Source organism: uncultured Allobaculum sp. (genome assembly GCF_948576815.1).
GTDB classification, from domain to species: Bacteria; Bacillota_I; Bacilli_A; order Erysipelotrichales; family Erysipelotrichaceae; genus Allobaculum; species Allobaculum fili.
In genome coordinates this window covers 39,002-54,020 of the sequence record NZ_CAPAEZ010000008.1, presented here as the reverse complement: position 1 = coordinate 54,020, position 15,019 = coordinate 39,002, and the positions used below count along the sequence as shown (strand labels likewise).

At 53.5% G+C, this 15,019-nt stretch carries 13 protein-coding genes; all 13 read right to left on the bottom strand.

Annotated features, from left to right (window positions below; genetic code table 11):
* Window positions 1-169: 169 nt before the first annotated feature.
* The gene (locus Q2J39_RS02000) at window positions 170-541 is read right to left on the bottom strand and encodes a Rid family detoxifying hydrolase (protein ID WP_230267993.1); all 372 of its coding nucleotides are present in this window, start codon (window positions 539-541) and stop codon (window positions 170-172) included.
* A 41-nt stretch (window positions 542-582) separates the two neighbouring features.
* On the bottom strand, window positions 583-1,776 hold the full coding sequence (gene ilvA, locus Q2J39_RS01995) for a threonine ammonia-lyase (protein ID WP_230267994.1): 1,194 nt from the start codon (window positions 1,774-1,776) through the stop codon (window positions 583-585).
* Complete coding sequence (locus tag Q2J39_RS01990) at window positions 1,763-2,980, bottom strand: ATP-binding protein (RefSeq protein ID WP_288338976.1); 1,218 nt, start codon at window positions 2,978-2,980, stop codon at window positions 1,763-1,765. Before Q2J39_RS01990 ends, ilvA begins: the two co-directional genes overlap by 14 nt.
* Entirely contained in the window at window positions 2,977-4,635 is a 1,659-nt protein-coding gene (gene ilvD / locus Q2J39_RS01985) for a dihydroxy-acid dehydratase (RefSeq protein ID WP_288338977.1), read from the bottom strand. The genes Q2J39_RS01990 and ilvD overlap by 4 nt, the downstream gene beginning before the upstream one ends.
* A gap of 218 nt (window positions 4,636-4,853) precedes the next feature.
* Window positions 4,854-5,930, bottom strand: coding sequence for a CAP domain-containing protein (locus tag Q2J39_RS01980; RefSeq protein ID WP_288338978.1), 1,077 nt, complete (start codon window positions 5,928-5,930; stop codon window positions 4,854-4,856).
* Between the two features lie 67 nt (window positions 5,931-5,997).
* Window positions 5,998-6,210 (bottom strand): hypothetical protein, encoded by a 213-nt coding sequence (locus Q2J39_RS01975; RefSeq protein ID WP_288338979.1) that lies wholly within the window; start codon window positions 6,208-6,210, stop codon window positions 5,998-6,000.
* 191 nt (window positions 6,211-6,401) lie between these two features.
* Window positions 6,402-7,421 carry a ketol-acid reductoisomerase gene (gene ilvC, locus Q2J39_RS01970; protein WP_230267998.1) on the bottom strand — a complete coding sequence of 340 codons (1,020 nt, stop codon included), beginning with the start codon at window positions 7,419-7,421 and terminating at the stop codon, window positions 6,402-6,404.
* A gap of 123 nt (window positions 7,422-7,544) precedes the next feature.
* Complete coding sequence (gene ilvN, locus Q2J39_RS01965) at window positions 7,545-8,093, bottom strand: acetolactate synthase small subunit (protein WP_230267999.1); 549 nt, start codon at window positions 8,091-8,093, stop codon at window positions 7,545-7,547.
* Entirely contained in the window at window positions 8,093-9,775 is a 1,683-nt protein-coding gene (gene ilvB, locus Q2J39_RS01960; protein ID WP_230268000.1) for a biosynthetic-type acetolactate synthase large subunit, read from the bottom strand. Before ilvB ends, ilvN begins: the two co-directional genes overlap by 1 nt.
* A 448-nt stretch (window positions 9,776-10,223) precedes the next feature.
* The gene (locus Q2J39_RS01955) at window positions 10,224-12,281 is read right to left on the bottom strand and encodes a sulfatase-like hydrolase/transferase (protein WP_288338980.1); all 2,058 of its coding nucleotides are present in this window, start codon (window positions 12,279-12,281) and stop codon (window positions 10,224-10,226) included.
* Between the two features lie 366 nt (window positions 12,282-12,647).
* Window positions 12,648-12,866, bottom strand: a complete 219-nt coding sequence (locus Q2J39_RS01950) for a hypothetical protein (protein ID WP_230268002.1) — start codon at window positions 12,864-12,866, stop codon at window positions 12,648-12,650.
* 80 nt (window positions 12,867-12,946) lie between these two features.
* Complete coding sequence (locus tag Q2J39_RS01945; protein WP_230268003.1) at window positions 12,947-13,723, bottom strand: sugar O-acetyltransferase; 777 nt, start codon at window positions 13,721-13,723, stop codon at window positions 12,947-12,949.
* Window positions 13,683-14,747, bottom strand: coding sequence for a branched-chain amino acid aminotransferase (locus tag Q2J39_RS01940; protein WP_288338981.1), 1,065 nt, complete (start codon window positions 14,745-14,747; stop codon window positions 13,683-13,685). The genes Q2J39_RS01945 and Q2J39_RS01940 overlap by 41 nt, the downstream gene beginning before the upstream one ends.
* Between the last annotated feature and the right edge of the window lie 272 nt (window positions 14,748-15,019).

Below are 15,019 nucleotides of genomic sequence, written 5' to 3'. Positions count from 1 at the left end.
TATCCCAAGGAGGCGGTCGAGAAAATACCCGTCTTTTATTTGACGCTTACGTTTCAAGTCCTCCATTCCATATGAAAAAGCGATGATTGCTGATCTTCTGGATCGAATCATCGCTTCTGGCTTTTTCCGTCAATTTTCTGCGTTTTCTGCAGTTGCAGTTTGGCTGGAATTACAGTTCGGCAATTACTTCCACTTCAACGAGAACGCCTTTGGGCAGATCCTTGACGGCTACGCAGCTGCGTGCCGGCTTTTCGGTAAAAGTGTTCGCGTACACGGCGTTGAAGGCCGCAAAGTCTTCGATATTGGCCAGGAAGCAGGTGGTCTTCACAGCCTTTTTCGGGCTGGTTCCGGCTGCTTCGAGAACGGCGGTCAGATTTTTCATGACCTGTTCGGTCTGCTCTTCAATGGTCACAGCTTCGACGGCGCCGGTTGCCGGATTGATCGGAATCTGTCCGGACGTAAATACGAGGCCGTTTACGACAGCCGCCTGACAGTATGGCCCGATGGCCGCTGGAGCGTTCGGTGTAGAAATCTGTTTCATAAAGGTCCTTTCCAGATCGAAGTTCAGGCTCTTTGCTCTCTTTAAAGGAGCTGGAAGCCTTCTTCGATCAGCGTTTTCTCGACCAGATCGATATGGTCCTGGTCGCGGGTTTCAATATTGATGCGCAAAACGCAGTCGGTAATCGATGCGCCTTCGCTCGCTTTTTCATAGAAGACGCTGTCCACATTGGCCCCTAAGGAAGCGAGCAGCGCGGAGACTTTGGCCAGCTGACCTGGACGGTCGGAAAGCTGAATCGCCAGAGTCGCGCTGCGGCCGGACGTGAGAAGACCGCGTTCAATGACTTTCGAAAGAATGGTTACGTCGATGTTGCCCCCCGAGAGGATGCAGACAATGTTCTTGCCTTCGGTCGGGATTTTGTCGAACATGACCGCGGCTACCGATACGGCGCCGGCGCCTTCGGTGATGAGCTTCTGCGTTTCGATCAGCTTCAGAATGGCGGTCGCGACTTCATCGTCGTTAACCGTGACAATTTCATCAACATACTTGCGGCAAAGATCGAACGTGTGTTCGCCAGGTTCTTTTACCTGGATGCCGTCGGCGACGGTACGGACTTTATCGAGGCAGACGATGCGCTCTTCTTCCAGAGACGCCGCCATGCTTGGCGCGCCTTCGGCCTGTACGCCGTACACTTTAACGTCTGGGCGCAAGGTTTTGATGGCGTAGGCGACACCGGAAATCAGCCCGCCGCCGCCAACGGGAACTACAACCGCGTCAAGATCATCGATCTGATCGAGAATTTCGAGACCGATCGTTCCCTGACCGGCGATGACGAGTTCATCGTCGAACGGATGAATGAACGTATAGCCCATTTCGTCGCGCAGACGCAGGGCTTCCGCATACGCATCATCATATACGCCCGGAACGAGAACGACCTGCGCGCCATAGCTGCGGGTCGCTTCAACTTTGGAAATCGGGGCGCCTTCCGGCAGACAGATGATGGCGGGAATGCCGCAGGCCTGGGCGGCGAGCGCTACGCCCTGGGCATGGTTGCCCGCGGAGCAGGCGATGACGCCGTGCGCTTTTTCTTCTTCCGAAAGCTGAGAAATCTTAAAGCTGGCGCCGCGCAGCTTGAACGAGCCGGTTTTCTGCAGGTTTTCGGTTTTCAGAAATACATTGCAGCCGCTTTTAATCTTGGCAGCGGGGATAAGGTCCGTCTGACGGGCGATGTCCTTGAGGACATAACGGGCCTGGTAAATCTTTTCAAGCGTTAACATCTTCGTTCAGTCCTTCCTTTGCTGCCAGATGCGCGGCAAACTGTCTTGCCGCTCTGGCCGATCGGCCGCCCTGCGCAAGCGCAAAGGCCGAAGCCTGTTCATGAATGGCCCTGGGGTCGGCTGCGTGCAGGCCGTATTCTTCTAAAACCGCATCGACAATTTCAAAGAAGCTGCGGTTATCGGGTTTTTCAAAAAAGAGACACTGTCCAAAGCGCTGAGAAAGCGAGAGCGTTTCCTGCAGCGTATCCCGGCGGTGCACGTCGTCCCCGGTACGGGCCGACACGCTTTCCTTGACGAGATGGCGGCGGTTGCTGGTGGCATAAATAACCACATTTGCACTGCGGGCGCAGACGCTGCCTTCTAGCACGGCTTTAAGCGCCGCGAAGGAGTCGTCGTTTTCGCCAAAGGACAGATCATCGATATAGATAATGAATTTCAGCGGCTCTTCAGCCAGGGTATCGAGCAGATCGGGAAGCAGATCGAGCTGTCCCCGGCCGATTTCCACCAGCCGCAGACCCTCGGTTTTAAACCGATTGAGCACCGCCTTGATGCTGGCGGATTTGCCCGTTCCCGCGTCGCCGTAAAGCAACAGGTTGGAACTGGGCAGATTTTTCAGAAGCGCCATCGTGTTTTCGATCAGTCTGGCGTGCTGGTCTTCGTAGCCGTACAGCTGGTCGAACGTGACCGGATCGCCGCTGCGTACCGGAATCAGACGGACTTTGTCTTCGCTGGCCAGCCGGAACATTGAATACTGGGCGAACAGGCCCGTGCCGCGGGTTTTCATCGTTTCCAGACTTTCCAGATACTCCGTTTTCAGATCCTGCGCCTTGCAGTTCCACATTTCGCTTTGCAGGCCGAGATCCCGGCTGGAAAGCCGGCTGGCTTCGCTCAGTGCATCCAGTTCATACATCGCCTGATTGAAAATCAGCTCATTTTTGGGCTGACCGGCGAGATGCCATCGGGACAGACAGGTCGACGTGCGGCAGACCAGATCGCGCAGATAGTCCGGCCAGCTGGGATTTTCCTGCATGTAGAGCAGACCCGCAAAGCGGGCTGCGTACTGGTTCAGACTGCTGGAAAAATGCGAATGGTCCTGAATCATATCCGCAAACGCCTTGAACACTTCGTCTTCGTACAAATTGCGAAACACCGCCAGACCGCAAATCCGATCGTAAAGCAAATCGAGATTTACGCTGCGGCTCATGAAAGAACCGCTCCTTCATCCGCGCCGTGCACCTGAGCGGCATAGCGCTTGAGATAGCCTTCGACCTTGCGCGGTTCTTTTGCGGGCATTTCTTTTTTGCGGCGTTCGATTTCTTCGTCGTCCACGAGCATTTCAATGGAATATTCCGGAATGTTGATGGAAATCAGATCCCCGTTGCATACGTAGCCGATCAGACCGCCTTTGCAGGCTTCTGGCGAAACGTGACCGATCGAAGCGCCGCGAGTGGCTCCGGAGAAGCGGCCGTCGGTAATGAGAGCGACTTCCTTATCGAGACCCATGCCGGCAATGGCCGAGGTCGGCGATAACATTTCCCGCATGCCGGGACCGCCAGCCGGACCTTCGTTGCGGATGACAACGACGTCGCCCGGTTTGACTTTGCCGCCGAAAATGCCGGCAATGCATTCTTCTTCCGATTCAAAAACGTTGGCCGGTCCGGTGTGCACTAACATTTCCGGAGCGACGGCGGAACGTTTTACGACGCAGCCGTTGGGCGCCAGGTTGCCTTTGAGGACGGCCAGACCGCCCGTTTTCGTATACGGATTGTCGATCGGACGAATGACGGTTTCGTCCAGGTTTTTGGCATTGGCCAGATTTTCATGCATCGTCTTGCCGGTTACAGTCATCAGATCGGTTTCCAGCAGACCGGCATCTTCGAGTTCCTTTAATACCGCGTACACGCCGCCCGCTTCATTGAGATCTTCCATGTACGTCGGACCGGCTGGAGCGAGGTGGCAGAGGTTTGGCGTATGTTCCGAAATTTCGTTGACGCTGTCGAGATCGATTTTGATGCCGCATTCGTGCGCGATCGCCGGCAGATGGAGCATCGAGTTCGTCGAGCAGCCAAGCGCCATATCGGCAGTCAGTGCGTTTTTGAACGCTTTTTCGGTGAGAATATCGCGCGGACGGATATCCTTGCGGAACAGTTCCATAACCTGCATGCCCGCGTGCTTCGCGAGTTCAATGCGCTTGGAATACACAGCCGGAATAGTACCGTTGCCCGGCAGAGCCATGCCCAGCACTTCGCTCAGGCAGTTGTGCGAGTTGGCGGTATACATGCCGGAGCAGGAACCGCAGGACGGGCAGGTGTTCTTTTCGTATTCATCGAGTTTGGCTTCATCGATTTTTCCGGCTTTGTAGGCACCGACGGCTTCAAACATGCTGGAAAGCGACGTTTTGTGCTTGTCGATGCGGCCGGCGAGCATCGGTCCGCCGGAAACGAAAATGGTCGGCAGATTCAGACGGGCGGCTGCCATGAGCAGACCGGGAACGTTTTTGTCGCAGTTTGGGATCATGACCAGAGCGTCAAACGCGTGGGCGAGCGCCATGGCTTCCGTGGAATCCGCAATCAGATCGCGGGTGACCAGAGAATAGCGCATGCCGTTATGGCCCATCGCAATTCCGTCACACACCGCAATCGCCGGAAAAACGATGGGTGTTCCGCCAGCCATCGCCACGCCGGTTTTGACCGCTTCGGTAATTTTGTCGAGATTCATGTGGCCGGGAACGATCTCGTTGTAGCTCGAGACGATTCCGACAATTGGACGGTCGATTTCTTCCTGGGTAAGACCCAGTGCGTGCAGCAGACTTCGCTGCGGGGCTTTATCAAACCCCTTCTTCATTTCATCGCTTTTCATTGCGTACTCCTTTGGCCCCGCAAATCCGGAAGCGGATCTGGGAACCTTCCTCTTTTTTCTCTTAGGTAAATCTCTTTTCTCTTTCGTATTCTTCAGTCAAAGGCCGATATTCTGTTGGCCTCGACTGTTCTTTTCTTCTTATGGATTGGATCACTGTATCGGATGATTGTCTTCATCGGACCATGATCTGCATTTTTCCTAGCGCCTATCCGCCTGCTTTATTTGCGGAGTTTTACGCCGTACCAGGCAACGCCTTCACCCTTCCAGCCGTTTTCGGTCAGAAATTTCTGTTCCGCGGCGCTGACGGTAAAGTTGTGCGCGCCGGTTTTCGCGTTCGGGTTATACGCCCTATACAGCGGCAGAGCGCTGGCCTGATCGGTATTGGAATACCAGCCGATTTTTTCCTCCGTCCAGCCCTGGCTGACCAGAAAGTCTTTTTCCGTTTCCTTCAGGGTGTAGTGATGGTCGCCGACATTCGGGTTGTACAGACGATAAACCGCGCTGCCGGTATACGGCGCGATCCAGCCGATGCCTTCATAGCGCCAGCCAAAGCGAATCAGGCTGTTTCGCTCGTTTCGATCGGCGGTATAAAAGTGCTCGCCGGAGTTCGGGTTGTACAGCCGGTACATGTTCTGATTGCCATCGCCTGGCTGGGGTTCCCACGTTCCTTCCAGCGCCTTCTGTTCGTATTCGTTGAGGGCGCCGCGCAGTTCGTCGGTCGTATACATCGTTTCCGCCGCATCCTGGAAAAAGAACACCTGTCCAAAGAGCGGTCCTGGATTTTTGCCGTTTTGCGCAATGGCGAAACCGGTCAGTACATAGCGCGGATCGACGATATTGCGATAATGGCTTCCCCGCTCTGGTTTTTCACGGGTGTACCAGTAGTCAAACGGATTGCTTCCGCTGCCAAAGGGTGTGCCGGTGGACCCGCCCCAGTACAGGTTTTCCCCGACATCAAATATTCGGGAATGATCGAGACTGTTGGAGGAATAGTCGATCTGCACCATGGCGACGGCCATCATCGTCAGCGAAACGCTCAGTTCCGGCTGATTTTCCTGACGGCGCAGCGCGTTGCACTGATCGATATAGTCCAGAGCCTGTCGAAAATGAGCGATAGACATGGCATCGCGGGAATCGTGCAAATCGCCGATGCCGTTTTCCAGGCCGTAAATCAGTACAGCCGCCGCTTCTTTTTCCGGACGCGTCAGCAGAAATCCAAGAATGCCTAAAGACAGCGGATCTTTCCCGTCATACAGGGCGACCCACTCTTCGACCGTTTTTCCGGAGTGCGTCATATCGATGCGCCGAACCTTCTGCGCGGACGAAAGCGAGATTCCGACTCCATCTGCAGGTACGTCACTCCTATGGACTTCCGCTTCTTCCGGTTCCTGTGCCTGCAGGCGCGTTAAATGTTCCGCTGGCACCAAGTGTCAGGCAGGCGGCAAGACTCGAGGCGAGCCATGCGTTTTGTTTTTTGCGGCTGCAGATGGCTTTGTTTTTCTCTGCAGAATGGATACGATTGGTGATCCCGTGTGCTTTGAGCGAACGGGCTTCTTTACTGGACGGACAATCCATGGCCTGATCTCCTTTATTTGAATTCGTTATACTCTCCATTATATATATCGAATATATGTATTCTGAATTCTTCAGCGCGGATGGTTCGGACCGGGTACGATCTGGTCCTCTTTCCGTCAGTCTGTCGTTTTGTGCGATGAATCAAAAGGCCCGTCAAACGGGCCTTTTTTCGGTTGCACGAGGCAATTCCATTAGTTGTTGACGAGTTTGTCTTCGTCAGCCCAGGAATACAGAGCGCGGATTTCTTCGCCGACTTTGGAGCTTGGATGCTCTTTGGCTCTCTTTCGCATTGCGCGGAAGTGCGCCTGGCCGCCTGCATCGGACATGTCGAGCAGGAAGTCTTTTGCGAACGTACCGTCCTGGATGTCCTTGAGGATCTGTTTCATGGCTTTCTTTGTATCTTCGGTGATGATCTTTTCGCCGGTGATGTAGTCGCCGTATTCAGCGGTATTGGAAATGGAGTAGCGCATGCCTTCGAAACCAGACTGGTAGATCAGGTCAACGATCAGCTTCATTTCGTGAATGCATTCGAAGTAGGCGTTTCTTGGGTCGTATCCCGCTTCCACGAGAGTTTCAAAACCAGCCTGCATCAGAGCGACAACGCCGCCGCAGAGCACGGCCTGTTCGCCAAAGAGGTCGGTTTCGGTTTCAGTACGGAAAGTCGTTTCCAGAACGCCCGCACGGGAAGCACCGATTCCAGCTGCATACGCCAGACCGAGTTCAAGCGCGTCGCCGGTTGCATCCTGTTCTACAGCGATCAGAGAAGGAACGCCTTTTCCGGCTTCGTATTCAGAACGAACGGTGTGGCCAGGTCCTTTTGGAGCGACCATGATGACGTTAACGTCCGCAGGCGGAACGATCTGTCCGAAGTGGATGTTGAAGCCGTGGGCAAAGGCGAGTGTCTTGCCGGCTGTGAGGTTTGGCGCGATTTCTGTACGATACACGTCTTTCTGCTTTTCATCCGGGATCAGAATCATGATGATGTCGGCCGCTTTTGCAGCTTCAGCAACCGGCAGAACTTCGAAGCCCTGTTCCTTGGCTTTTTTCGCGGAGCGGCTGCCTTCATACAGGCCGATCACAACGTCTGCGCCGGAGTCTCTGAGGTTGAGCGCATGCGCATGACCCTGAGAGCCGTAGCCGATGATTGCGATCTTCTTGCCTTTCAGACGGTTTACATCGCAGTCCTGTTCATAAAAAATTCTGTTTTCCATGTAGATCGTATGTCCTTTCCTGGGAGTTTTCCCTCAAATTTACGGGCTGCTCCAAACCTTAAAACTGGATGGAGCAGATCTCGCTGCCCGTGGGCAGCGGCCAAAAGTTCCGTTCGGCCAAGACTAGCCGATCAGGTCCTTGCGGTCAGTTTCCATGAAGGCGAATTCATCAAGATCGTCTTCGTACAGGTAGTGGCAGCCTCTCTGAAGCGCCACAACGCCGGTCCGGGACATTTCGAGAATGCCGTAGGGACGGACGATTTCGAGAAACGCGTCAATCTTTGTCGATTCTCCGGTAATTTCCACGCAGAGGGTGTTGGGGGAGAAGTCGATAATCTTGCAGCGGAAAATGTCCACCGCGCTGACGATTTCCGGACGGGTTTCCGGGGTGTTGCGCAGCTTGATGAGCGCGAGTTCGCGCGATACGCGCTGGGCCGGAACCATTTCCTTAACGTTTTTTACGCAATACAGCTTTCTCAGCTGCTTAATGCACTGGGAGCGGATTTTCTCGTCTCCGTTGACCGAGATCGTAATGCGGGAGATCGCCGGATCTTCGGTAGCGCCGACGGTCAGCGAGTTGATGTTGAAGCCGCGGCGGGTAAACATGCTGGCGACGCGCGTCAGTACGCCGGAGTAGTTGTCGACCAGGCAGGCGATTTCAAATTTTTCCATCAGATTTCCTCCCGCAGGGTGATGATCTGCTCCATGCTGCCTCCAGGCGGAAGCATCGGAAGTACGAATTCATCCGGATCGATTTTGACGTCGATCACGACCGGGCCGCTCTTCGCCATGGCTTTGGCGATGACTTCCGGCATTTCTTCAAGCGTATCAATATGGAATCCCGGAACGCCGAACGCTTCCGCGATTTTCGCGAAGTCGCTTTCGCGGTCTTCCAGGTTTGTATTCGAGTAATGGGCGCCATAGAACAGAGTCTGCCACTGACGGACCATGCCGAGCACCTTGTTATTGAAAATGACAACAACGACTGGAGCGCCGGTTGCCTTGAGTGTTGCGAGTTCGCCCAGGTTCATGCCGAAGCTGCCGTCTCCAGTAAAGAGAATCGTGCGCTTGCCAGAACCAAATGCAGCACCGATCGCGGCGCCAAGACCGAAGCCCATCGTGCCCAGGCCGCCGGAGGAAACAAACGTCCGCGGCTGCTGGAACGGGAAGGACTGAGCGACCCACATCTGATGCTGGCCGACATCGGTCGCAATCGGCGTAGAGGCATCGCAATAGCGCGCCACTTCGTGAATCAGCGCCTGCGGCGTCAGCTTATGCGGATTGGCGAGCTGTTCCTGCTGATTCAGTTCCGCCTGCTTCAGATCGGCTATGCGCTGATGCCAGGAGGGATGCGTCTGCAGATTGACCGCGTCGAGCAGTCGCTGTACCGCGTCGTGGATGTCGCCGGCCAGGCCGAGCGTTACCGCTACGTTTTTATTGAGCTCTGCCGCATCAATATCGAGATGCAGGATTTTCGCCTGTCTGGCGTATTTCTTTACGTTGCCTGTAGCCCGGTCGGAGAAGCGGCAGCCGATCGCGATGATCAGATCGCATTCGTTCTGCGCCATGCTCGAGGCGTAGTGGCCGTGCATGCCTTCCATGCCGAGGTAGCGGGGATGGTCGGTCGCTACGGCGGAAAGCCCCATCAGCGTGCAGCCGATCGGCGCATCGATCTTTTCGGCCAGACGCATGATTTCATCGGAAACTTCCGCGCCCAGCGAACCGCCGCCAATATAAATATAGGGGCGCTGGCTTTCGTTGATCATTTCCACCGCAGCAGCCATCTGTTTTTCGTTGACAGTTTTTTCCGGCATTTTTTCGGAATAGCCAAGCGGCTCGTAATCCGTAATTCCCTGCTGAACGTCTTTGGGAACGTCGATCAGCACCGGACCCGGACGGCCGGACTTGGCAATTTCAAACGCTTTATGAATGGTCTGTGCCAGCTCGTCGATGGAGTTGACGAAAAAGTTGTGTTTGGTAACCGGCAGAGTCACGCCGGTAATGTCTACTTCCTGAAAGGAGTCGCGCCCGATCAGATTCGTGGATACGTTTCCGGTAATGGCCACCAGAGGAACGGAATCCAGATAGGCTGTCGCGATTCCGGTCACCAGGTTGGTCGCGCCCGGACCGGATGTCGCAATGACCGTACCGACTTTTCCGGTTGCCCGGAAATAGCCGTCTGCCGCATGACAGGCATGCTGCTCATGCGAACACAGCACGTGCTTAAGACGATCCTGATAGGCATATAAAGCATCATAGAGGTCAATAACCTGTCCGCCCGGATAGCCGAAAACGGTATCCACGCCCTGTTCGAGCAGGCTTTCTACGATGATTTCCGCACCGCTTTTTTTCATGATGAACCTTCCTTTTTTTCGATTAGGTTTGTTATATCACACCGAAATTTTCGGTGGTGAAGAAAATGTAACAAGTTTCCAAAACTTGTGTTTATTTCCATTTTGTTACATTTCTCCTGCTCTCTGTAACCGGTTTCATTAAAAAGACAATAAATTCGGCTTTACCAGAAGAGCGATTTGTATTTATCCATTCTAGGCAAGCCGATTTTTAAAATCAAAATCGTTTCGGTTCTTGTTCAATCCTGTCCAAAAAGAGTGAGAAAAACGTCCATAGTCCGCGATCTTCCCGCCAGCGGCTTAGATTCCCCTGCGCCAAACCGAATCGCTGCCATTAAAAAATGCCTTCTTCATCGTTTCTGGGATGAAGAAGGCATCGTTCATTCGTTTTCTTAAGGCGGACGTATTTTTCAGCGATAGGCAGCAGGACTCTGTTTCCTGTTTTGCAAATCTAAGCCTGCAAAGGAACTGCAGATTCCTGCGGTGCGCTCTGGATGGCATCGCTTGCCGGAGGCGCTGGCTGTTCCACAGGAGGCGTCACTGTCCCCTGATCGCCGCCGCCAGGAGGCGTGACGGTTCCGCCCTGGTCTCCTCCGCCAGGCGGGGTTGTTCCGCCTGTGTCTCCTCCGCCGGGAGGTGTGGTCGATCCGCCCGTATCGCCTCCGCCGGGAGGTGTGGTCGATCCGCCCTGCGAATCGTCGCCCGTATTGTCTCCGGGATTGACAGGCGGCTCAGCTGGAGGCAGATTTGGAGCTTGTCCTGAACTGTTGTTTCCGGGATCATTTCCGCCCGGGTCCGGGGCATATCCGGGATCGGATGGCGGGGTTACAACTGGAGGTACGTAAATGTTGTTGTTGACAGCAGGCGGATAGTAGTAGTCCGGATCCTTGAACTGATCCGCATTTTCTTCATAGAAGTTGCCGTCCGGCTGTTCAACCATTTCGTTTTTCGGCGTGTCGTCTTTCTGATTGCCGCCGTTGGTCTGGTCGCCGCTCATGATGACGTTGTTGTAGTAATCCGACTTGGAAGCAAGTTCCGCATTGAACGCCAGCAGACCAAGGTTTTCGATCAGCGTCTGTTCGTTTGCATACAGGCTTGTTCCCAGACCGAGACGATGGCCTTCGATATCGATGCCCATCGCTTCGATAATGGTCGGGAAAATATCGAGCGTGCAGTATTCACGCGTCTGATTCAGCGTATATTCCGGGCCGTTGAGCACGGTGAAGTACGCCTTGCGCGAATAGTCCGAAGGAATGTTCGGACCGACCGATCCATCCATGCTCAGATGGTCGCCCGAGAGGATGATCGTGGTATTTTCGTAAAACGGCTGTTCCTTGAGCCAGTCGATGAAGGCGCCGACTTTGCGGTCCGAGCAGTGAATGACGTTTTTGTACTGCTCGTCAAATTCGTCCGTGCAGTCCTTGCACTTGTAGCCGTCTACGAAATGCGTGTCGGCCGTGAGCATGGTGAAGTTGAACGGTTCCTCGTTTTTCGAAATCGTATCCAGTTCTGCCTTGGCCCAGTCAAAGAGCTTCTCGTCTTCAAAGCCCCACCATACGCGGTAATCGGAAGGAATCTTCTTTTCGCGGATGGCTTCATCGTAGTCGAGAACTTCGTAATCGCCGTGCTGCTTATAGTAGTTGGTCCGTCCGGCATAGGCGCCTTCCGAACCGCACATGAAGTAGTTTTTATAGCCGTTTTCTTTCAGAATGTCGCCCATCGCCGTCAGATTCGGCATGAACTGCACATCCGAGTCCAGATTGTGAACGAACGCCTGGTTGCCGACATTCAGTGGTACGCCCGCGCTCTGCGCAACGAGTCCGGCAATTGTCCAGCCGGAGTTGTTGGTCACATAGGCGCCCTGTACGTCCGGATTGTCCGCTGCAGCAAAGTTTTCGCCTTCCTGCTGGAGCGCTGTCAGGTTCGGAATGAGGTCTTCCTCATATCCCCCGCCGTTTTCGCGGCTGGCGTACGTGCTTTCCATGGATTCCATAACAATATGGATCACGTTGCGCTTCTTTTCGGGGAACGTCAGCTTGACGTCGTCTGGCTGTACGAAATGGTCTTCATACAGTTCGCTGACGCGGTTGGCGTTCTTGACATATTCTTCGTAGCCGACCGCATCGAGTCCGGTAAAGACGCCGCTGATCGCCAGCGCGGCACAGATCACAATCGCCGCAACCGAAGACAGGTTGAACGCCAGATTCCATTTTTTATCCGCAAACAGCCTGCGGCCTTTTTTCTTTAAGCGGATGCGCTTGATGCAGAAATACATGTACACTCCAAAAACGAGCGTACCGATGATCAGCAGCAGCCAGTTCTGTTCAAAAAATCCCGCTACAGCCGCCCCGATTGTTCCCTGCGCTCCTTCTGCACCCGCGTTCAGCGTATACAGCACCTGGGAGAAGCTGGTCACCTGAATGACCTGCGTCAGGTAATAGATCGTATAGAAAACAATGCAGGCGAGCCAGAACAGGATATAAGCGAGAATTCCAGTAAAAATCCACATAATCCTTTTTCCTTTCCGATTCTGCTTCTTTCCTCATTCAATTTTTTACGGCCTGCTGCATCCGCGTAAACCGTCTTTGGCAGCTTGCCCGTAAAAAGGTTTTTCGTTTTGTGTTTTCGGTTCCGTTTTCTCTTTCCAAAACCGTTTTAAAAGCGGATTCCGATTTTACCTTCGCGTAAAATCCGGTTTTCCGATTGAGAGAAACGGACACTAATTTCACATAATACGGGATTCGGCATGGATTACAAGCGATTGAGGATTTTCCTGAAATCTTCGAAGAAAGGGCCAAATCCTTTTGAAACTATGTGAAATGTTTTTATTCTTTCAAATGAAAAAAGCACCCGAAGGTGCTTTTGCATTTCCTGTTTATTTTCTGTTTTCCGTTACTTCGACGCGGACTTTCTCTCCGCCGTCTACCAGATCGAATGTGATCTTGGAGAAGGCGTCCAAGTTGTCAGCAAGAATTTCACGGACCGTCGAGAACACTTCATCCTGGCTGGCTTCACTTGGCGTGTCGTATTCAATCGACGTTACGATATGTTTTTTTCCCTGAATATCCGTCAGGTCTTTGACAATTGAACTCATAATATATGTCCTCTGGACCAAGTTTAAACCCCGCAGGCGCTGAAATCAAATCTCAGCTTTTGGCTTTTCCCACCGGTTTCTCAGCGGCCGATCGCTCTGCAGGCCTGTTTCCAGTCTTCGTATTCCTGTCTGGCAGCTTTTCGGTCGTTTTCATCAAGCACGCGAATGACGCGGCACGGATTGCCAGCCGCAAATACACCACAGGGAATATCGTCAACCACAACCGAACCGCTGCCGATCACACTGCCTTCATGAATCGTGACGCCGCCGTTGATCACACAGCTGCCGGCGATCCAGACATGATCTTCAATAACGATGGGCAGCGCTTTTTCCAGACCCGTTTTGCGAATGTCTCGATCCATGGGATGAACCGGGGTGTAAAACGAACAGCGCGGCCCGATCAGAACATGATTTCCAATTACGATCTTTCCTTCATCGAGCATCAGACCGTCCATATTGATCATGGAGTGTTCTCCAATATAAATCCGATGACCGAGATCGCAGTAAAACGGCAAGACGATATGCGCGTTGGCACTCATGTTGGGCACAAGCACGCGAAGCAGCGTCTGGGCTTCTTCTTCTGTCGGCGCCTGCGCGATCTGGCGCATCGTCTGGCGGGCAAAACTCCAGTGGCCGTCCTTTACTCCATACACATCGTACAGAAGACCGGCATCTCTGCGGCTGGACTGCAGAGAAATTTCCGGATGGCTCAGATCGGGATCGAGAGGCGAATCGAAAGAAGCGGACGCAACACTAGCCGCGTCCGTATTCTTTTTCGATTCCTGTTTTGAATCTGGATTCATTGTTGAACCGGACTTAGCACACTTTGCGCGTCCAGCCGAATTTGTCTTCGACATTGCCCCACTGAATGCCGGTCAGCGTATCGTACAGCTTCTGGGTGAGGTCACCTGTCTTGAAGTCATTGATAACGGCTTTTTCGCCTTTGTAGCAAAGTTCGCCGATTGGAGAAATAACGGCTGCGGTACCGGTACCCCACGCTTCCTGCAGTCTTCCGTCGCGGGCAGCGGCCATCAGATCGTCAATGGACAGATGTTCTTCGTGAACGGGGTAGCCAAGATCGCGGACGATGTGCAGAATCGAGTCGCGGGTTACGCCCGGCAGTACAGTTCCGTCAACCGGAGCGGTCCAGATTTCGCCGTCGATCAGGAACATGACGTTCATGCTTCCGACTTCTTCGACATATTTCTTGTGGACACCGTCCAGCCAGAGAACCTGGATATAGCCCTGTTCTTCGGCTTTTTCCTGTGCTTTCAGTGAGCCGGCGTAGTTGCCGCCGCACTTGGTGAAGCCGGTTCCGCCTGGAGCGGCACGTACGTATTCATCTTCCACCCAGATTTTTACCGGAGACATGCCTTCTGGATAGTAGGCGCCTACCGGGGAAAGGATGATCATGAATTTATAGGAAACCGCCGGATGTACGCCAACAGCGGCTTCGGAAGCGAACATGTAAGGACGGATATACAGAGATTCGCCCTCGTTAGCGGGAACCCAGTCCTTTTCGACGCGGACGAGTTCTTCAATGGCCTGTACAAACAGATCTTCCGGAACGGCCGGCATCGACAGACGGCTATTGGAGTTGGCAAAACGCTGCGCGTTTTTTTCCGGACGGAAGAGCTGAATGCTGCCGTCTTTTGTGCGGTAGGCTTTCAGACCTTCAAAAGTTTCCTGCGCATAATGAAGAACCATGGAAGCCGGATCCATTTCGATCGGTCCAAACGGGACGATGCGGGCATCATGAAAGCCGCCCTGATCCTTATCGTAATCACAGATGAACATGTAGTCGGTGTAGTATTTGCCAAAGCCAAGCGGGCCCTGGGGTTTTTCTTTCAGTTCTTTGCGCGGTTCAAAACGAATATCCATACAAATAAACCTTCCTTCTTTGAATTTTCTTAACCTTACGCCCCGCATAATTCTTTGGCAATCGGTGCGGGGCAAACGCCGTGATCCCGACGAAAAAATGAATCAAAACCATGCCAAAACCGACAATCTTCTTTCAGGCCGCTTTCAAAATGTTTCTTTGTTTTCACTACTTGACGATTTTAAGAAAAAACACGGCTCCCGGATAGCTGTCCGGGCTGTTCCCGCCGTCACTGCCTTCGGATTTTCCGTCCGTTTCGGTTTGCCGCCGCCTT